This window comes from Streptomyces sp. NPDC001617 (assembly GCF_053596855.1).
The window spans coordinates 59,627-78,046 of record NZ_JBSFHA010000009.1; the positions used below are offsets into that span (position 1 = coordinate 59,627).

Here is an 18,420-nt window from a genome sequence, read left to right on the forward strand (position 1 = left end):
TCGTACGCGCTCGATACCCTGGACCGTATGAAGTCGCACCAGACCACCCAGACGATGAAGCCCGCCACGGCGGCGAAGAAGCTGGGTGTGTACCTCGAGGCCACCCCCACCGAGTTCCGTGCGGGTGACGTCACGCGCGCCCGGCTCGACGAGCTGCAGGCGAATCCACCCGAGTGGTTGCGCGAGCTGCGGGCCAAGGGTCCGCACCCCCGACCGGTGGTCGCGGAGAAGCTCGGCGTGTCCATCTCGGGTCTCGCCCGCGGCGGGATCACCGAGCCCCTCACCACCGAGCAGATCGAGACGCTGAAGCAGGAGCAGCCCGAGTGGCTGGTGAAGGAGCGCGCCGTCCAGGCCGAGGTCCGCAAGGAGGGCGCGCGGATCAAGAAGCGGAACGCCGAGCGCGCGGCCGCCCACGACGAGCGCCCGCGTTCCTGACGCTCTCCGCTCGCCGGGTTGGACCACGGTCCGTAGTCGAACGGATGCCGTGCGTACACAACGGGCGGATCTGACGACGCGTCACGACGAAGGTCACAAAAGCGTATCGGACATTCCGGCCTTCAACCTTCACACGGGGCGCACAAGTTGGCTAACTTGGCCTCAGGCCGCTCGAGTCACTCCGGCGAACCCCGTCGGGAAGAGCGGCCTCCGCCGAATCCGGTGCGTCCGCATGGGCAGCCGGAGCCGGGGACCCAACCGAATCATGGGGTGAATCGGTCCAACTGTCCTTCGGGGCAAGGACCGTAGGGCAATCCTTCCGGAACGGCCGCCCGAACCCGACAGCTAACTCGGTAGGCGGAGTACGGAAGGAGTACGGCTCCCATGGCGCCGGAACGATCGTCGCGCGCCGGAGGCTTCGGGCTTCCCGGTGCGCGTAACTCCGACGAGGGACCCAGCCGTGAAGCCGTCCGGCAGCGGGTGAGCAGCCTCTACGACCGTGCCGAGGACGACACCGGCCAGTTCAACCTGACCCGGGTGCAGGGCTCGCGTGGTTCGCGGGGACAGGGCGGGAGTGCGCGCAGAGGCTCGGACCCCGATCTCGACAACGTCACCCGGCAGTGGTTCGACGTGGCGCGTGCGTCGCTGGGGCCGACGATTCCGGCCATTCTGCCGACCGACCGGAGGCCGGCCAGGGAGACGTCCGCCCGTCCGGCCGCGTCCCGGCCCGCGCGTCCGGCGGAGCTTCCCGCCGCCCGTGCGCTGGAGGCCCCCGGCCGGCCCGTGGCCGAGCTGCCCGCCGGAGGCGCCCGCCGTCCGGTGGCCGAGCTGACCTCCGGCCCGGTCGCCGAGCTCACGGCCGGTCCCACGCCCGCGCTGCCCGCCGTACCCAGTCCCCGGCAGGAGGCCGCCGGAGCTCCCCCGACCCCGGCGGCCCCCGAGTCGAGGCAGACGGTCCTGCGCCGGTCCAAGCAGGACAGTCAGCGCAAGGTCGCCGCGGCCAGCGATCTCCTGTACCGGCACATCGCCCGGCAGACCTCGGTCCCGCGCGCGGCTGTCGCGACGCCGGCCTGGGCGGCCCAGGGCACCTGGCAGACAGCGACTCGGCAGAGCACACCGCCCGCGGCGATCGAGCCCACACCGACCCAGGTCAACTGGGCCGTCCCGGCCCAGCGCACGGCGACCGACGCCCCGACGGCACAGCCCGGCTGGGACACCGGCGCACAGCAGGCCGTGACGCCGCAGGCGGCCCTGGAATCCCGACGCATGCAGCCCGGGGCGGACATCGGGACACCGCAGGCCCCCGCATCGCCGCCGGGTCTTGAGGCCCGGCGCATGCAGCCGGGCTCGGACTCCGGGACACCGCAGGCCCCCGCATCGCCGGTGGGCCTTGAGGCCCGGCGCATGCAGCCCGGCTGGGACACCGGCGCACAGCAGCTCGTGGCTTCGTCGACACGGCGGGAAGCCCGCCGGACGCAGCCCGGCTGGGACACCGCCGCCCAGCAGCTCGTCACCGAGTTCACGACGCCCCAGGCCGCGCCCGCGCAGGCCGACTGGGCCACCCAGGTCCAGCAGGCCGCCATATCACCCGCGACCCCCGAGGCCCGGCAGACGCAGCCCGGCTGGGACACCGGGGCGCAGCAGCTCGTGGCACCGCTCACGGGGGGCGACCCCCTGGCGGCACAGCCCGGCTGGGCGACCATGATCCAGCAGCCCCTCGCCACGCGCACCGCGGCCGACGCCGTGTCGACACAGGTCGGCTGGGACACCGCCGCCCAGCAGCTCGTCGCTCCGTCGGCACCCCAAGTCGACTGGCGGGACCCGGTGGCGCAGGAGCAGGCGCGCCGCGCGGCCGACGAGGCTCGGCGGCTGCAGGAGCCGTCGGTTCTCGACACCGGTGTGCCGGCGGTCGAGGACTGGCGTGGGCAGCAGCCGACCGTGCTCGAGACGGGCGTCCCGGCCGTCGAGACGACACCCAGCGCCACCAAGGCCGACCGTGCCGTCGCCTTCGCCCGCGCGCAGATCGGCAGGCCGTGCCTGTGGGGCGGGGTCGGGCCGGAGTCGTACGACAACTCCGGGCTCGCCCAGGCCGCCTGGAAGGCCGCCGGTGTCGCCCTGCCGCGCAGCACGCACGAGCAGTCGAGCACCGGCATGGTGATCCCGGTCGCCGAGAGCCGTCCCGGGGACCTGATCTTCTTCCACGACAACTTCAGCCACGTCGGCATCTACACCGGCAACGGCCTGATGATCCACGCGCCCGGTCCGGGCTCGGTCATCCGTGAGGAGTCGATCCACAACGCCGGGGAGGCGGCGATCCGTATCGCGGTACGCCCCGCGTGAGGCCCGGGACGCCGGTCGAGCCGTGACAACGGCGGCTCGCCGGCCCTCGCCCGCGTGAAGCTCAGGTGCGCCGGTCCAGCCGTGACACCAGCGACTCCGTGAACTGCGAGGCCGCCCACGGCAGTCGGCGGCCGAGCATCGTCTGGACCTGGGCCTCGCGCTGCCTGAAGACCGGGTGGTCGATCCGGACGTGGGCGACGCCCTCCGTGCACGCGCCCTCCTCCAGATCGCCGAGATCGCCGACGAGGGCGATGCCACCGCCCGATCGTACGAACTCGTACTGTGGGGCGAGCGCGTCACAGACCAGCGCGGGACGGACCGTGAGGCCCTCCAACTGGACTCCGATGTCGAAGAGTTCACGCTGGCTGGTGCCGGCCGAGCCGAGCGCGAGCGGATGCGCGCACAGCTCGGCCAGGGTGATCCGGTCCCGGTCGGCCAGCTCATGGCCGGCCGGCACGATCGCGGCCACCGGGATGACGACGGTGCACTCCACCCGCACATCGTGCTGCGGACCCATGGCGTAGGTGGCGGCGACGTCGGCGATCCCCTCCGCCACCCGCCGGGTCGCCTCCTGGCGGTCCACGATGTCGAGGCGGAAGACGACATCCGGATGCGCGCGCCGGAACTCGGCCATCACGCCCGGCACCACCCGCCGGCCGAACCCCTCCGAGCAGGCGACGGTCACACTGCGGACGTCGGCGCCGCGCCCGGTGCGCAGTTCGTCGACCAGCGCCGCCGACTCGGCCTCGCTGCGGCGGGCATGGGCGAGCAGCCGGGAACCCGCCTCGGTCACGGTCATCCCGCGCGGATGCCGGACGAACAGCGGCACCCCGATCCCCGCCTCCAGCTTGGCGATCTGCCGGCTGATCGCCGACGGGGCGACGTTCAGCGTGACAGCGGCCTCGCTGACCGATCCGGTCCGCGCGACCTCCAGGAAGTACGTGAGGTGCACCGGCACGAGCTGCATGCGGCCCCCTGGTCGTGGTGTGCCGAAATTAGAACGCGGGGCGCTACAAACGGCAATGGTCGACGACCCGAATCCGCCCTACGCTGCATCGGCATGATGCCTGCGCAACTGGTCCGGAAGGCCGAGGAAATCGTCGACTCGGGTGCCTTCTTCACAGAGCTGAGCTCCATGGTCGGCTACCCGAGCGAGAGTGCGCGCCCGGAGTCACGCGTTGCCGTCAGGGCATACCTCGCCGAGGTGCTGGCGCCGGCACTGGTCGGTCTCGGGTGCAGTGTGCGGACGTACGAGAACGAGAACCCGCGGGGTGGACCCTTCCTGGTCGGCAGGCGGGTGGAGTCGCCCTCGCTGCCGACCCTGCTCTGTTACGGGCACGCGGACGTGGTGGAGGGGCAGGCCGGCCGGTGGAGCGAGGGCCGGGACCCGTGGACGCTCACGGCCGACGGCGAGCGCTGGTACGGACGCGGCGCGGCCGACAACAAGGGCCAGCACCTGGTCAATCTCGCGGCCCTGCGGCTGCTCCTGGCCGAGCAGGGCCGGCTCGGTTTCAACCTGACGTTCCTCTTCGAGACCGGTGAGGAGATCGGTTCTCCGGGGCTCGCCGAGTTCGCGGCGGCGCACCGGGAGGAGCTGCGGGCCGACGTGCTGATCGCCTCGGACGGGCCGCGCGTCGACGCGGCGACGCCGACGCTGTTCCTCGGGGCGCGCGGTGGCGTGCAGATCCGGCTCGACGTCGATCTGCGCCCGGACGCGTACCACTCGGGCAACTGGGGCGGTGTCCTGCGCAATCCGGCGACCACGCTGGCGGGCGCCGTCGCGAGCCTGGTCGACGGGCACGGCCGGATCAGGGTGCCGCGGCTGCTGCCGCCCCAACTCCCGGATGCGATACGGGAGTCGGTGGCCGGTCTCACGGTCGCGAACAGCCCCGGGGACCCGGCGCCCGACGAGGGCTGGGGAGACACCTCGCTGACGGCGGCCGAGCGACTGTACGCCTGGAACACGCTGGAGGTGCTGTCGCTGGGCGCGGCCGACATCGACCGTCCGGTCAACGCGATCCCGGGGCGAGCCCGTGCGGTGCTCCAGCTCCGTCACGTGGCGGGCACGGACGTGAGCCGGGTCGGCGAGGTCATCGCCGAGCATCTCGCCAAGGGCGGCTACTCCATGGTCGACGTGAGGCGTTCGGGCCGGCCCTGTCCATGCACTCCAACTCGCACCTGGGCATCAGCCTCGCCGCCATGACCCATGTCGCGGCGGCCATCCCCAACCTCGACCACTCCTGCGACACGCACTACCCGTGGAACTCGGCCGACGACGTGATCCGTCCGGGCGTGCTGGAGTTCCGGGACGGCGAGGTCGCGGTCCCGAACGGGCCAGGTCTGGGCGTCGAGTTGGACCACGAGGCGCTCGACCGGCTGCACCGGCTGTATGTGGAGTCGGGGGTGCGAAGCCGCGACGACACCGGCCGTATGCAGCGCATCCATCCGGAGTACGAGCTCAAGCTGCCGCGCTGGTGAGACAGCACGCCACCGACTGAGTCACGCCACCGACCTGTGCCGTCCTTCCAGGGGTGCGGACCCGAGCAGGGTCGGCGTCCGGTGCTGGGGGCGGGCTCCGTGGTCGTACGGCCGTCGCCGGCGACCTGACCGAGGATCTCCGCGCGGGTCCGGCCCGTTCGTGGCCCGCCGTAGGTCGGCGAGTGGACGTGTTCAGCGTGCGCGGTCGGCCGCGCGGGGATCAACGGCCTTCGAACCGGCTCGAAAGGCGCAGTTCAGGGAGATGGCGGTGTGGTTGAGGAAGGAGTTCAGACGGCGGCGCTATGTTGACCGGCATGAACGGAACACAGCGTCTGGCCGGGAAGGTCGTCGTCGTCACCGGCGCGGCCGGCGGCCAAGGGGCGGCCGAGGCGGAGGCGTTGGCGCGGGCGGGTGCCCAGGTGGTCGCCACCGATGTGCGGGCCGAGGGCGACGTACGACGCCTCGACGTCAGCAGTGAGAGCGACTGGGCGGAGTTGGCCGCCGAGTTGAAGAAGTCGTACGGAGAGATCCACGGCCTGGTCAACAACGCGGGCGTCATCCGCCGCGAGCGTCTGGGCGAGGTGCGGCCGGAGGACTTCGCGCAGGTCCAGGCGGTGAACACCACCGGGCCGCTGCTGGGCATCCAGTTCCTCACTCCGCTGATGCCGCCCGGCTCGTCGATCGTCAACGTCGGCTCGTCGGCGGCACTCACCGGCTACTACCCGGTGGCGTACACGGCCAGCAAGTGGGCCCTGCGCGGGGTGTCGAAGATCGCGGCCATGGAGCTGGGTCCGCGCGGCATCCGGGTGAACACGGTCCATCCCGGCTACATCGAGACCGAGATGACGGCCGCGGCCTCGCCCGCCTTCATCGAGTCGACCCTCCGGGAGACTCCGCTCGGGCGCAGCGGGAGAGTCGAGGACATCGTGCCGCTGGTGGTGTTCCTGCTGTCGGACGAGTCGTCGTTCATCACCGGCGCGGAGATCCCCGTGGATGGAGGGCTGACCGCGCACGGCGGCGTGAAGTCCATATCGGACGCGGTGCGCGGGGGCTGAGCGTACGGGAACATCTGTCCCAGGACCGTCAGGAGTCATTCATGAAGCCGAACCGCTCCATCCCCGACGCGACAGTCATCTCCGTCCTGATCTACCCCGACGTGCGCGCGGCGGTCGACTGGCTGGGCGCGGCCTTCGGGTTCGTCGAACGGGTGCGGATCGGTGAGGACCACCGCGCCCAACTCGCTTTCGGCGACGGGGCGGTGATCGTCGGGGACGTACGCAAGGACCGGTGTCCGCCGCGCCCGGGCGAGGTCACGCACTCGGTGACGGTGCGGGTCGAGGACGCCCGGGCCCACTGCGAGCGGGCCCGGGAGCACGGCGCCCGCATCCTCATGGAGCCGACCGACTTCGAGTACGGCGAACGGCAGTACACGGCGGAGGACCTCGCCGGTCACCAGTGGACGTTCTCGGAGACGCTCGCGGACGTCGCCCCGGAGGAGTGGGGCGGGACGTCCGTCTCCTGACCACCGGGGTCGGCTCAGCCCTTCGGTCCGGGCCTGCGCAGCGCGTTCGCCTCCCGTCTGAGCGCCCAGGCGTCCGCCACCGGGCCCATGTGGCCGAGCTTGTCGGGGTTGAGCACCGAGCGGATCGTCTGGACCTGCCCGTCGAGGATGTCGAGCACCCAGGCGCTGACGACCTTGCCGTCCCGGTCGCGGAAGACCCCACCAGGCTGGCCGTTCACCTCGTGCGGCTCCAGTACGACGCCGACCTTGCCGAGCATCGCGGCGAACTCGGCGAGCACCCGGGCCACCTTGTCGGGGCCGACGACGGCGCCGGGGATCTGCGGTGCCTTGCCGCCTCCGTCGCCGACCATGTGGACGTCCGCGGCGAGGAGTTCACGCACCCCGTCGACGTCCCCTTCCCTGAAGGCGTCGAAGAACCTCCCGGCGAGCTCCTCGCGCTCCCTGCGGTCGGCCTCGAAGCGGGGCCGCCCCTCGTCCATGTGCCGGCGTGCCCGCACGGCGAGCTGGCGGCACGCCGCTTCCGAGCGGCCCACGGCCGTCGCGATGTCCTGGAAGCCGAACCCGAAGACCTCCCGCAGCACGAACACCGCGCGCTCCAGCGGGGTCAGCCGTTCGAGCAGCAGCAGGGCCGCCATCGAGAGCGAGTCGGACAGTTCGGCGGCCCGCTCCGGGTCCTCGTAGGGGTCGGTCAGCAGCGGCTCGGGGAACCACGGGCCGACGTACTCCTCCCGCCGTACCCGGGCCGAGCGCAGGACGTCGACCGAGATCCGGGTGACCACGGCCGAGAGGTAGGCCTTGGCCGAGTCGGGCCGGGTCGGCGTGGTCTCCCAGCGCAGCCAGGCCTCCTGCAGCGCGTCCTCCGCCTCGCTCACACTGGCGAGGATGCGGTAGGCGATCGCGAACAGCAGCGGACGTAGCTCCTCGAACTCCTCGGTGCGGGTCACGCCAGCTCCTCCTTGAAACCCTGCCGCCAGGACGGGTGGCGCAGTTCCCAGCCGAGTTCCCGCTTCGCCTTGGCGTTGGAGAAGCCGCGCCCCTCGGTCATGCTGATCACCGCCTGGTCGCCGGCCAGCAGCCGGGCCAGCCACTTGGGCACCCGCATCGGCCGCTTGGCGCCCGCGCACTCGGCGAGATACGGCAGCCAGTCGTTCGCCGGCGCCGGTTCGTCGTCGACGATGTTGAAGACTCCCCGCGCCTTCTGCTCCACGGCCAGCACGGTGGCGCTCGCCGCGTCGTCGATGTGGATCCAGGAGCTGTAACCGGCGGCGCTGCCCACCAGCGGGTACTGCCGCTTCCGTACGAGCACCACCTGGTCGTCGATGGCGCCGGGCCCGTAGAAGGCGCCGTAGCGCAGCACCGCGCCCCCGGCCTTCAGGACCGTCTCCTCGACGTGCCGTATCGCCTCCATCCCCACCTGCGCGAGCGTCCCCTCCAGGAGGTCCAGCGGGTCCTCCTCGGTCTTCACCCAGCCGCCCCTGCGGACGCCGTTCCAGCTGGCGTGGCCCTGCGCGACGACATGGGAGACGGCGGTCGCCTCGGCGGCGGCCAGCAGGTGGTCCGTGCCCTCGGTGCGCAGCCGGTTGGTCCGGGCGAACCAGCGGTCCGGATGCTTCAGATCGGGCTTGCCCGCGTGTACCGGGGAGATCGCGGTCATCTGGTGCACGATCGCGTCCGGCCGGGCCTGCGCGACCGCCTCGCCGACCGAGACGGCGTCCAGCCCGTCCATCACGGCCCCGGCCGCGCCCAGCCGCTGCAGCAGACCCAGCTTGGCCGCACTCGTCGTCGTAGCCGTCACCTGGTGGCCCCTGGCCACGAGCCGCGGTATCAGCCGCTGCCCGAGGACCCCGGAACCGCCCGCCACGAACACCCGCACAACCATCACCTTCCTGATCCAGGAACTCGTTCTCACCCTGGAGACGAGACAGACCCCCGCGTCTGTGACATGGGAGGCGACGGCGTTGTCAGTGCCGGGTGCGAGACTTCGTCGCATGGTCGAACCGAATCCGAAAGCGGATCTCCAGCGCTATCTGCAGGAAGGGCGGGACGCCCTGCTGTGGAAGCTCGACGGAGTCTCGGAGTACGACGTCCGCCGCCCGCTCACCCCCACGGGCACGAACCTGTTGGGGCTGGTCAAACATGTCGCCAGTGTGGAGCTTGGGTACTTCGGCGACACATTCGGGCGGCCGTTCTTCGACGAGGATCCCCCGCCCTGGTGGTACACGGAGGACAGCGCGGATCCCCACGCGGACATGTGGGCCACCGCGGACGAGTCACGTGAAGAGATCGTCGGGCTGTACCGCAAGGCGTGGGAGCACTCCGACACCACGATCGCCGCGCTGCCGCTCGACGCGACCGGTCACGTCCCGTGGTGGCCCGAGGAGCGACGGGAGGTGACGCTGCACCACATCCTGGTGCGCGTGATCACCGACACCCAGCGGCACGCCGGGCATGCCGACATCGTCCGAGAGCTCATCGACGGAAGCGTCGGTTATCTCAGGGACAAGAACAATCTGCCGTCGGAGGACCGGGCCGGGTGGGAGGAGCACCGACGCCGGCTGGAGCGCGCGGCGCGGGAGGCCGCCGACCGCTGAGCCATCCGCTGAGAGACCGCTCAGGCCTCTCCGGGCCCCGTGCCGCCCTGGAGGCGTTCCAGGTCGGACGGGCGGACCTGGATGCAGACCACGGCGATCAGCGCGGCGACCACGGCGAAGATCGCCGCCACCACGAAGGCGGCGGAGATCCCGGACGTGAGGACCTCGTCGGACCAGGGTCGCGGCAGCTGCCCGGTGTGCCGGAAGCGCAGCCGCTCGGCCGGGGTGGCCTGGGCGAGGAAGCGCGGGATCTGGGTGTGGGCCTCGTTGGTGCTGGCCGTGCCGAACGTCGTGACCAGGATGGACAGGCCGAGCGAACCGCCCACCTGCTGGGTGGCGTTGAGGAGTCCGGAGGCCGCGCCGGTCTCCCGGACGGGGACGTTGGAGAGCGCCATGAGGGTGAGCGAGACGAACTCCATGCCCATGCCCAGGCTGAAGACGAGGATCGGGCCGAGGATGCTGCCCGCATAGGTGGAGTGGACATCGGTCTGGGTCAGCCAGGCCAGGCCGCTCGCCGCGAGGACCGCGCCCACCACCAGGAAGGGCTTGGGTCCGAAGGTGGGCAGGAAGCGCGAGGCCAGGCCGGCACCGACGGCGATGACCGCGCTGACCGGCAGGAAGGCGAACCCGGTTGCCAGTGGGCTGAAGCCCAGCACGTTCTGCACGAAGAGCGTGAGGAAGAAGAACATGCCGAAGATCGCGGCGGCCAGGCTCAGCATCATGCCGTAGGTGCCGGCACGGTTGCGGTCGGCGAACATGTGCAGCGGTGTGATCGGCTGACTGGAGCGCCGCTCGATCAGGATGAACGCCGTGAGGAAGACGACGGCCGCACCGAACGAAGCCAGCGTGAGCGCGTCCCGCCAGCCCTCCTGTGCCGCTCTGATGAACCCGTACACCAGCAGCACCATGCCCACGGTGGAGGTCAGGGCGCCGAGGAGGTCGAAGTGGCCCGGGTGGCGTTCGGACTCCTTGATCCAGCGGGGTGCGGCGAGGGCGATGAGCACTCCGATCGGGACGTTGACGAAGAGCACCCAGCGCCAGTTCAGCCACTCGACGATCACCCCGCCCGCGAGCAGCCCGATGGCGCCGCCGCCCGCCGAGACCCCGGCGAAGACCCCGAAGGCCCGGTTCCGTTCCGGGCCCTCGCGGAAGGTCGTGCTGATCAGAGCGAGTGCCGTCGGGGAGGCGATGGCCCCGCCGACGCCCTGCAGGGCGCGTGCGGCGAGGAGTTCACCGGAGTTCTGGGCCAGCCCGCCGAGCAGGGAGGCGAGCGCGAACAGCAGCACCCCGAAGACGAACATCCGCCGCCTGCCGAGGATGTCCCCGGTCCTGCCGCCCAGCAGCAGCAGCCCGCCGAACGTCAACGTGTACGCGTTGACCACCCAGGACAGGCTGGTGGTGGAGAAGTCCAGCGCGCTCTGGATGTGCGGCAGCGCGATGTTCACGATGGTGATGTCGAGAACCACCATCAGCTGGCAGGACGCGATGACCAGCAACGCCATGCCGTTTCCTCCGCCGCCGGATGCACCGGTGGTGGCCTGCGCTGCGGAGGTCGGTTGCGGGCTGCTGCTCATGGTGCGTCGTGCTCTCGGTGAACGAGGGCGTCCACTGTTCGACCGTACGCCCGTGCTGTGGGCGTCACCACTCGATTGGCCGGACCCGTGCTGGAGCGCGTCGAGCAGACGGGACGACGCCTGGAGGGCGGTGCGCTGCATCAGGTCTACGACGCCTCGGACGCCCGCCATCTCGGAGCCGCCGCCCGCCCGGCCTGGGCCACCGTGCCGGAGCGCGGGCAGGGGCGAGCCGTGACCGGTGGTCTGGGTCATCGCGTCGAGCGCGGCGGCCTCCTGCTCGCGCGGGACGAGGACACAGCGGATGGCGGTGCACTTCTGGCCCGCCTTGACCGTCATCTCCGTCGCGACCTCGCGGACGAACGCCTCGAAGAGCGGGGAGCCCGGCGTGACGTCCGGGTCCCCGTCAGCGGGTCTTCCGGGTCATCGAGAACTCGTCGGCCGCGGGGAGATCGAAGTCGCCGTGGTCGCTGCCGAGGCCCTGGGCCACCAGTGCCGCGGCGGCGCCGCCGAGCATGGCGGACTCTCGCGGGGTGCGGCCCAGGCTCACTCCGCGCAGGAAGCCGGCCGAGAACGCGTCGCCGCAGCCCGTGGTGTCGACGACCTCGACCTCGAAGGCCGGGACGGACTCGGTGCCCTCGGCGGTGACCAGCAGGGCGCCGTCGCCGCCCCGGGTCACGGCGACCAGGCCCGCACCGGCGGCCAGGAGCTTCTTCGCGCCGGTCACCAGGTCCTCCTCCTCGCTGAAGCCGAGGACCTGGTCGTCGTTGGGGAGGAGGTAGTCGACGTACGGGAGCAGCGGTTCGATCTGGTCGAAGGTGCCGAGCTCACCGGGCGCGAGAAGGTCGACGGACGTCACCACGTCGTGGTCCTTCGCGTACGACAGGATGCGCGCCGCCACCTCCGCGCCGATCAACTCCGGTCCGCCCAGGTGCAGATGGGTGGCGTCGGCGAGCGCGTCCCAGGGGACGTCGTCGAGGCCGTAGGTGATGTTGGCACCGAGGAGGTGGAGCGAGGGCCGGTCGCCGTTGGGGCGGATGGGCAGCACGCTCGCGGAGGTCGAGGTGTCGATACGGCGGACCAGGAACTCCGTGTCGATTCCCGCCTTGTCGAGGAGCTGGATGAGCAGATCGCCGGTCGGGTCGGTGCCGATCGCACCCGCGGTGCGGACCTCGGCGCCGAGCTTGGCGAGGGTGAGCGCGGTGCCGGCGGCCGTACCGGCGGCGGTCATACGGATGTCCTCGACGAGGGTCGCGCCCTGTCCCTCGGGTATCTCCTCCACCGGCCGTACCAGCACGTCCAGCACGTGCACGCCCATCGTGACGACCTTCATCGCTTGCCCTCCTGCGCGGGTGGTACGGGGTGGGTGGTGCCGTAGTTGCGGGCGATCGCGGCCTCGATGACCGCGAGCTGCTGCTGTTCGTCGAGGACGCGGGGCTGCCCGAGCGCGGCCGCGTGCCGGTAGACACCGCACGCCCACTCCAGCAGCAGGGCGTGCTCGACGGCCTTGTCGAGGGTCGTCGCGTGGGTGACCGCACCGTGGTTGGCCAGCAGGGCGGCGCTGCGGCCGTCGAGCGCGGTGAGGACCGACTCGGCCAGCTCCGGGGTGCCGAAGGTGGCGTACGGGGCGACCCGGACGCTGCCGCCCAGGGTGAGCAACTGGTAGTGGATGCAGGGCAGTTCGTCGAGGACGAGGGAGAGCGCGGTGGCCATGGGGGCGTGGGTGTGGACAACCGCGCCGGTACCGTAGCGGCGGTAGACGCCGAGGTGCAGGTCCAGCTCCGAGGTCGGCTCCAGCATGCCGGCCACGACCTTGCCGTCCAGGTCGACCACTGTGACCTGGTCCGGGGTGAGCCGGGCGAGGACGGCGCCGGTCGCGGTGATCGCCACCCGGTCCTCGACGCGCACGCTGACGTTCCCCGCCGTGCCGATGAGCAGCCCCTCGGCCCCCAGCCTGCGACAGGCTTCCGCCACGGCGGCCCGCTCCGGCTCCAGTGCCGAGCTTGAGTCGGTCATGGGCGCGACCGTAACCTAAACCTGAATCAAAGTCACGTTCAGGTTCGGAGGTTTTCCGTGGGAGAGCCGACCTCGGAGTTCGGCGGGGCCGCTCCCCTGCGCCGTACTCCTCAACAGGCGCGCAGCAAGGCCCGGTTGGCGCGGGTGCTGGAGACGGCCGAGTACATTCTGATCAGGGACGGGGTCGAGGCGCTGACGACGACCCGGGTGGCCGCGGCCGCGCGTGTCTCGGTCGGCTCGCTGTACCAGTACCTGCCCGACCGGGACGCGATCATCGACGCTCTGGCGGCCGGGTACTTCGCCAAGCTGGAGGCCGCGATGGACGGCTTCGTCGCGGCCGCGGCGGCCGAGCGGTGGGAGGACCCGGTCGGCCTGCTGGTCGACGCGTACGCCGCGATCTACCGGACCGAGCACGGCTTCCGCGCCCTGTGGTTCGGCAGCGGCCTGACCGAGCGGACCCGGGCCGCGGACCGCGAGCACAAGCGCCGGATGGCCGACGGTGTCCGCCGCATCCTTCTCGCGCTGGACATGGCCCGTGACGACGAGGAGCTCGGCCGCGTCTGCCACGCCGCGGTCCTCGCCGCCGACGCGCTCGCCCAGGAGGCCTTCCGTCGGGCGGCGCAGGGGGACGCGGCGCTGCTGGAGGAGGCGAAGGTGATGCTGCGCTCGTACCTCGCGGCGGTCACGGCGCGCTATCGACCCTGACGGGTACCCGGGCCGTCCGCCGGTCGAGCTGTAGCACCTGGTAACCCCCACGGTCACGTAAAGTCAGGGCGGGGTGGAAGACCAGAGGGGGCCAGGTGCCGTCGGAGCCGGTGGAGTCGGTGGAGTTCTCGGTGCTGGGGCCGGTCCGGGTGCGGCGGGCGGGGACGGATGTCCTGCTCGGCGGGCCTCGGGAACGGGCCCTGCTGGCACTGCTGTTGGTGCGGGCCGGACAGCCTGTCGCCGTGAGCGAGATCGTGGGTGTGCTGTGGGGTCCGCATCCGCCGCACAGTGCGGTGAACGTGGTTCGCCGTCATGTCGGTGCGCTGCGGCGCCTCTTGGAGCCCGGGCTTCCCGTGCGGGCCGCCGGGCGGTGGCTGGCCCGGGACGCGGGCGGGTACCGGTGGACCGCCGACGCGGGCTCGCTGGACCTGCTGCGGTTCCGTCGGCTGCGGGACGAGGCCGGCCGGGTCGAGCCCGCGCGGGCTGTCGAACTCCTCACCGAGGCGCTGGACCTGTGGCAGGGGCCGGTCGCCGCCGGGCTCCCCGCGCAGGTGCGCGAGCGGGCCGGGTTCGGTGCGGTGGAGCGGGAACGGCTCGGGGCCGTGCGGGAGGTCGCCGACGCCGCGCTCGACGCCGGTGCGCCGGAGGCGGTGCTGCCCCTGCTGCGGGAGGCCGCGGCCGACAACCCGCTGGACGAGCCCCTGCTGGCCCGGCTGATCCTCGCCCTGGGGGCCTTGGGGCGCCGGTCCGAGGCGCTCGGCGTCCATCGGGCCACCTCCGCCCGGCTCGCCGACGAGCTGGGCATCGACCCGGGGGCCGAACTCCACGACGCCCGTCGCAGGGTCCTCCAGGAACCGGCGCCGGTCCTTCCGGTGCCCGCCCAACTGCCCCACGACCTGCCGATGTTCATCGGCAGGCAGTCCGAGCTGGACGACATACTGGGCCAGTTGGAAGAACCCTCAGGAACCTCCGTCGTCACCGCCATCGACGGCATGGCCGGCATCGGCAAGACGACCCTGGCCGTGCACTGGGCGCACCGGGTCGCCGACCGGTTCCCCGACGGGCAGCTCTACGTCAATCTCCGGGGTTTCGACCCGTCCGGCGCGGTGATGGGCGCGGGTGAGGCGGTGCGGCTCTTCCTCGACGCGCTGGGGGTGCCACCCGAGCGGGTGCCGCACGGGGTGGAGGCCCAAGCCGCCCTGTACCGGGGGATGTTGGCCGGGCGCCGGATGCTGGTCCTGCTGGACAACGCGCGTGACAGCGACCAGGTACGGCCGCTGTTGCCGGGCACACCGGGCTGTCTGACCATCGTCACCAGTCGCCGCCGACTGCCCGGCCTGGTCGCGGCGCACGGCGCGCACACGCTGACGTTGCGCCCTCTGGACGCCGGACAGGCCAGGGCGTTCCTGGCCCGTCGGCTGGGAGCCGCGCGGCTGCTGGGCGAGTCCCGGGCGGTGGACGAGATCACCGAGCTGTGCGCCGGGCTGCCGCTCGCCCTGGCCTGTGTCGCCGCCCGCGCCGCGGCCCACCCGCACTTCCCGCTGTCGGCGGTCGCGGCCGAGCTGCGGGCGGCGCACGGCAGCCTGGACGCGTTCAGCCGGACCGACACGGCCGCGAACGTCGGCGCGGTGTTCTCGTGGTCGCTGGCAGCCGTGTCACCCGGCGCGGCCCGCCTCTTCCGACTCCTCGGCCTGCACCCCGGCCCGGACATCACCGCACCGGCCGCGGCGGCCCTGGCGGGCCTTCCGGTACGAGAGACACACCGCCTGCTGGCCGAACTGGCGGCCGTCCACCTCGCGAACGAGCACATACCCGGCCGGTATGCCCTGCACGACCTGCTGCGCGCGCATGCCGCGGAACTTGTGGCGGCCGAGCACACGACAGAGGGCAGCACGGTCGAAGCGAAGTCCGGCCCGGCCCAGCGTGACGAGCGTGACGCCGCCCTGGACCGGCTCTACGCCTACTACCTGCACACCGCCCACGCCGCCGAGCGCATCCTCGCCCCGCACGCCGATCCCCTGTCGCCGGGGCCGGCTCCGGCCGGAGCCGTCGTGGAGGTGCTCGGCGGCGACCGGGACGCGCTGGACTGGCTGGCCGGTGAGTACCCGGTCCTGCTGGCCGTGCTCGAGGGTGCCGCCCGCTCCGAGCGGGACCGGCTGGTGTGTCTGCTGGCGTGGTCCCTGGAGCCGTTCTTCGACCGACGGGGGCACTGGCACGACGGACTGGCCGCCCAACGCACCGCGCTCGCGGCGGCGTCACGGCTGTCCGATCCCGTCTGGGAGGCGCGCGGGCTGCTCGGGCTGGCGCGGGCCGAGAGCCGGCTCGGTCTGCACGAGCGGTCCCGTCCGCGCCTGCGCCGGGCCCTTGACCTCTTCACCGAGCTGGGCGACCGCGGCGGACAGGCCCAGACGCATCGCAGCCTCGGCTGGGAGTGCGGCCGGCAGGGCGACCTGCCCGGCGCCCTCCGGCACAACCAGCGGGCCCTGGAGCTGTTCCGCGCGGAGGGCGGGCCGGCCGCGCAGGCCAGCGTCCTCAACTCGGTCGGCTGGTACCACGCGCTGCTCGGCCAGTACCGGCAGGCCCTGAGCCACTGCTTCGAGGCCCTCGCGATGCTCCAGGAGCTGGGCGACCGCTACGGCCAGGCCTCCACCTGGGACAGCATCGCCTACGCCCACCACGGTCTGCACCGCCATCCGCACGCCCTGCTCGGCTACCACAACGCCCTTGCTCTGTACCGCGAGTTGGGCGTGCCCTACCTGGAGGCCTGCACCCTCGTCCACATCGGCGACACCCACCTGGCGACGGGCGCCGTGGACGAGGCGGACGCGGCCTGGCGCCGGGCGCTCACCCTGCTCACCGCGCTCGGCCATCCCGACGCCGAGCAGGTCCGGGAGCGGCTGTCCGGTCGGACCAACAGCCGCGATCTCGCCTGAGAGAGCACCTGAGAGAGCAATCGCACGTGGACATCGACGAGTTGACGCGGTTCGAGGTGCTGGGACCCCTGCGGGTGACGCGCGGGCAGGCCGAGCTGGAGCTCGGGTTTCCCCAGCAACGCGCCCTGCTCGGCCTGCTTCTGGTGCGAGCGGGACGTCCGGTGCCGGCGGGCGAGATCGTCGACGTGCTCTGGCCCGACCGACCGCCCGCCAGCGCGCTCAACGTGGTACGCCGCTACGTCGGTTCGCTGCGCCGGCTCCTCGAACCCGGCCTCCCGCCCCGGGCCCCCGGCCGGCGGCTGCCGCGCGGTGCCGACGGGTATCTGCTGGCGGCCGAGGAGGACGAGGTCGACCTGCTGAGGTTCCGCGGCCTCGCCCGGCGGGCCAAACGGGCGGTCGCCACCGGGCGGCCGGAGGTGGCGCTGCGGCACTTCACCGGTGCACTGGGCGAATGGCGGGGCCCGGTGGCGGCGGGGGTTCCGTCGGCCGTGCGGGGGCACGCCGTGTTCGCCGAGGTCGAGCGCGAGATCGTCCGTACGACGGTGATGGCCGCCGACACGGCGCTGCTGTGCGCCCGCACGGAAGAGGTCCTGCCCGCGCTGCGCCGCGCGATCGCACTCGACCCCCTGAACGAGCCACTGCACGCCAGGCTTGTCATGGCGCTCGCCGCCACGGGCCGACAGGCCGAGGCGCTGGCCGCCTTCGAGTCCGTACGACTGCTGCTGGCACGGGAGGTGGGCGTCGCACCCGGCACCGAGCTGTCCACGGCTCACACGCGTGTCCTTCGCCAGGACCTGCACCCGGCGGATTCCGCGGCGGGTCGCGGGAAGCGGACGCAGCACCGGGCACGGCCCGTCCGGCTCCCGCCCGCTCTCCCGGTGTTCACCGGACGTGACGCCGAACTCGACAGCCTGCGCGCGCACTCGGACGCCGCCGTGCTGTTCTCCGGCATGCCCGGCATCGGCAAGACCGCGCTGGCCGTGCGCTGGGCGCACGAGGTCGCGGACCGGTACCCGGACGGTCAACTCCACGTGGAACTGCACGGGTTCACCCCGCTCGCCGAGCCACTGAACCCCGAGGCGGCTCTGCGCAGCATGCTCACCGCGCTGGGCGTGCCCGAGCGGCGCCTGCCGAGTGGCACCGACGCCCTCGTGGGCCTGTACCGCAGCGTGCTGTCGGGGCGGCGGATGCTCGTGCTGCTCGACGACGCCCTCGACACCGAGCAGGTACGGCCGTTGCTGCCCGCCTCGCCCGGCTGTCTGACCCTGGTCACCAGTCGGCGCGGTCTGTCCGGCCTGGTCACCGCGGGTGTCCGCCCGCTGCGTCTGGACCTGCCGTCCGCCGAGGACGCGTCCGCCCTGCTGGCGCGGCGCGTGGACCGGGCGGAATCGGCCGCCCTGGACGAGATCGTCGCGCACTGCGGTCGGCTGCCGCTGGCCCTGGCGGAGGTGGCCGCCCGGATCGCAGCGCGCCCCGACCGCCCGCTCACCGCCTTCGCCGCCGAACTGCGCCGGTCCCGGGGCACCTTGGACGCCCTGGTCGACGTACGCATCGCGTTCGCCTGCTCGTACCGGCGCCTGTCGGCCGAGTGCGCCCGGCTTCTGTCCCTGCTGCCCCTGCACGACGGCCCCACCCTCACGGCCGAGGTGGGAGCAGCGCTCGCCGGACTGCCCGTCCGCAGAGCCCGTCCACTCCTCGACGAACTCGCCGACGCCCACCTGATCACCGAGACCGCGCCAGGGCACTACACCGCGCACCACCTGCTGCGGGCGTTCACCACGGCACTCCCGGCGACATAGCAGCAGGTCAGAGCCCCACCCTCACTTCAC

The 18,420-nt window shown here is 72.5% G+C and carries 15 protein-coding genes, 1 pseudogene and 1 riboswitch; of the genes and pseudogenes, 10 read left to right on the plus strand and 6 right to left on the minus strand.

Annotated features, from left to right (window positions below; genetic code table 11):
- The first annotated feature begins 27 nt into the window (after positions 1 to 27).
- Both ACWC09_RS09790 and ACWC09_RS09795 read left to right on the plus strand, forming a co-directional pair.
- Complete coding sequence (locus ACWC09_RS09790; RefSeq protein WP_450850014.1) at positions 28 to 435, plus strand: DUF5997 family protein; 408 nt, start codon at positions 28 to 30, stop codon at positions 433 to 435.
- A 201-nt stretch (positions 436 to 636) separates the two neighbouring features.
- Positions 637 to 811, plus strand: a riboswitch (cyclic di-AMP (ydaO/yuaA leader).
- A gap of 8 nt (positions 812 to 819) precedes the next feature.
- Positions 820 to 2,775, plus strand: coding sequence for an NlpC/P60 family protein (locus ACWC09_RS09795; RefSeq protein WP_450850015.1), 1,956 nt, complete (start codon positions 820 to 822; stop codon positions 2,773 to 2,775).
- Between the two features lie 61 nt (positions 2,776 to 2,836).
- Here the strand turns inward: ACWC09_RS09795 and ACWC09_RS09800 are convergent, their stop codons facing one another.
- On the minus strand, positions 2,837 to 3,742 hold the full coding sequence (locus tag ACWC09_RS09800) for a LysR family transcriptional regulator (protein WP_450850016.1): 906 nt from the start codon (positions 3,740 to 3,742) through the stop codon (positions 2,837 to 2,839).
- Between the two features lie 96 nt (positions 3,743 to 3,838).
- Between ACWC09_RS09800 and ACWC09_RS09805 the strand changes: the two genes are divergently transcribed.
- From ACWC09_RS09805 to ACWC09_RS09820, 4 genes and pseudogenes are all read left to right on the plus strand, one after another.
- Entirely contained in the window at positions 3,839 to 4,978 is a 1,140-nt protein-coding gene (locus ACWC09_RS09805) for a M20/M25/M40 family metallo-hydrolase (RefSeq protein ID WP_450850115.1), read from the plus strand.
- Positions 4,906 to 5,253 (plus strand): annotated as a pseudogene (locus ACWC09_RS09810) (enolase C-terminal domain-like protein); the annotation flags it as partial. The gene ACWC09_RS09805 and the pseudogene ACWC09_RS09810, both read left to right, overlap by 73 nt.
- 314 nt (positions 5,254 to 5,567) lie before the next feature.
- Positions 5,568 to 6,308, plus strand: coding sequence for an SDR family NAD(P)-dependent oxidoreductase (locus ACWC09_RS09815; RefSeq protein WP_450850017.1), 741 nt, complete (start codon positions 5,568 to 5,570; stop codon positions 6,306 to 6,308).
- A 41-nt stretch (positions 6,309 to 6,349) separates the two neighbouring features.
- Positions 6,350 to 6,775 carry a VOC family protein gene (locus ACWC09_RS09820; RefSeq protein ID WP_450850018.1) on the plus strand — a complete coding sequence of 142 codons (426 nt, stop codon included), beginning with the start codon at positions 6,350 to 6,352 and terminating at the stop codon, positions 6,773 to 6,775.
- 14 nt (positions 6,776 to 6,789) lie between these two features.
- Here ACWC09_RS09820 and ACWC09_RS09825 read toward each other — a convergent pair whose 3' ends face one another.
- Together ACWC09_RS09825 and ACWC09_RS09830 are read right to left on the minus strand one after the other, a co-directional pair.
- On the minus strand, positions 6,790 to 7,719 hold the full coding sequence (locus ACWC09_RS09825) for an RNA polymerase sigma-70 factor (RefSeq protein ID WP_450850019.1): 930 nt from the start codon (positions 7,717 to 7,719) through the stop codon (positions 6,790 to 6,792).
- Positions 7,716 to 8,654: an NAD-dependent epimerase/dehydratase family protein gene (locus ACWC09_RS09830; RefSeq protein WP_450850116.1), complete on the minus strand. Its 939-nt coding sequence runs from the start codon at positions 8,652 to 8,654 to the stop codon at positions 7,716 to 7,718. Before ACWC09_RS09830 ends, ACWC09_RS09825 begins: the two co-directional genes overlap by 4 nt.
- A 109-nt stretch (positions 8,655 to 8,763) precedes the next feature.
- Here ACWC09_RS09830 and ACWC09_RS09835 point away from each other — a divergent pair, with 109 nt between their 5' ends.
- On the plus strand, positions 8,764 to 9,366 hold the full coding sequence (locus tag ACWC09_RS09835) for a DinB family protein (RefSeq protein ID WP_450850020.1): 603 nt from the start codon (positions 8,764 to 8,766) through the stop codon (positions 9,364 to 9,366).
- 20 nt (positions 9,367 to 9,386) lie between these two features.
- On the opposite strand, the gene ACWC09_RS09840 is transcribed toward ACWC09_RS09835, so the two are convergent.
- The 3 genes from ACWC09_RS09840 to ACWC09_RS09850 all read right to left on the minus strand — a co-directional run bounded on the left by ACWC09_RS09840 (position 9,387) and on the right by ACWC09_RS09850 (position 12,953).
- Complete coding sequence (locus tag ACWC09_RS09840; RefSeq protein ID WP_450850117.1) at positions 9,387 to 10,940, minus strand: MFS transporter; 1,554 nt, start codon at positions 10,938 to 10,940, stop codon at positions 9,387 to 9,389.
- Positions 10,941 to 11,343: 403 nt separating this feature from the next.
- Positions 11,344 to 12,270: a carbohydrate kinase family protein gene (locus ACWC09_RS09845; RefSeq protein WP_450850021.1), complete on the minus strand. Its 927-nt coding sequence runs from the start codon at positions 12,268 to 12,270 to the stop codon at positions 11,344 to 11,346.
- Entirely contained in the window at positions 12,267 to 12,953 is a 687-nt protein-coding gene (locus ACWC09_RS09850) for a class II aldolase/adducin family protein (RefSeq protein WP_450850022.1), read from the minus strand. The genes ACWC09_RS09845 and ACWC09_RS09850 overlap by 4 nt, the downstream gene beginning before the upstream one ends.
- 57 nt (positions 12,954 to 13,010) lie before the next feature.
- Between ACWC09_RS09850 and ACWC09_RS09855 the strand changes: the two genes are divergently transcribed.
- From ACWC09_RS09855 to ACWC09_RS09865, 3 genes are all read left to right on the plus strand, one after another.
- Entirely contained in the window at positions 13,011 to 13,658 is a 648-nt protein-coding gene (locus ACWC09_RS09855; protein ID WP_450850023.1) for a TetR family transcriptional regulator, read from the plus strand.
- A 95-nt stretch (positions 13,659 to 13,753) separates the two neighbouring features.
- Positions 13,754 to 16,591: a BTAD domain-containing putative transcriptional regulator gene (locus tag ACWC09_RS09860; protein WP_450850024.1), complete on the plus strand. Its 2,838-nt coding sequence runs from the start codon at positions 13,754 to 13,756 to the stop codon at positions 16,589 to 16,591.
- Positions 16,592 to 16,617: 26 nt separating this feature from the next.
- Entirely contained in the window at positions 16,618 to 18,390 is a 1,773-nt protein-coding gene (locus tag ACWC09_RS09865) for a BTAD domain-containing putative transcriptional regulator (RefSeq protein ID WP_450850025.1), read from the plus strand.
- Positions 18,391 to 18,420 lie beyond the last annotated feature (30 nt).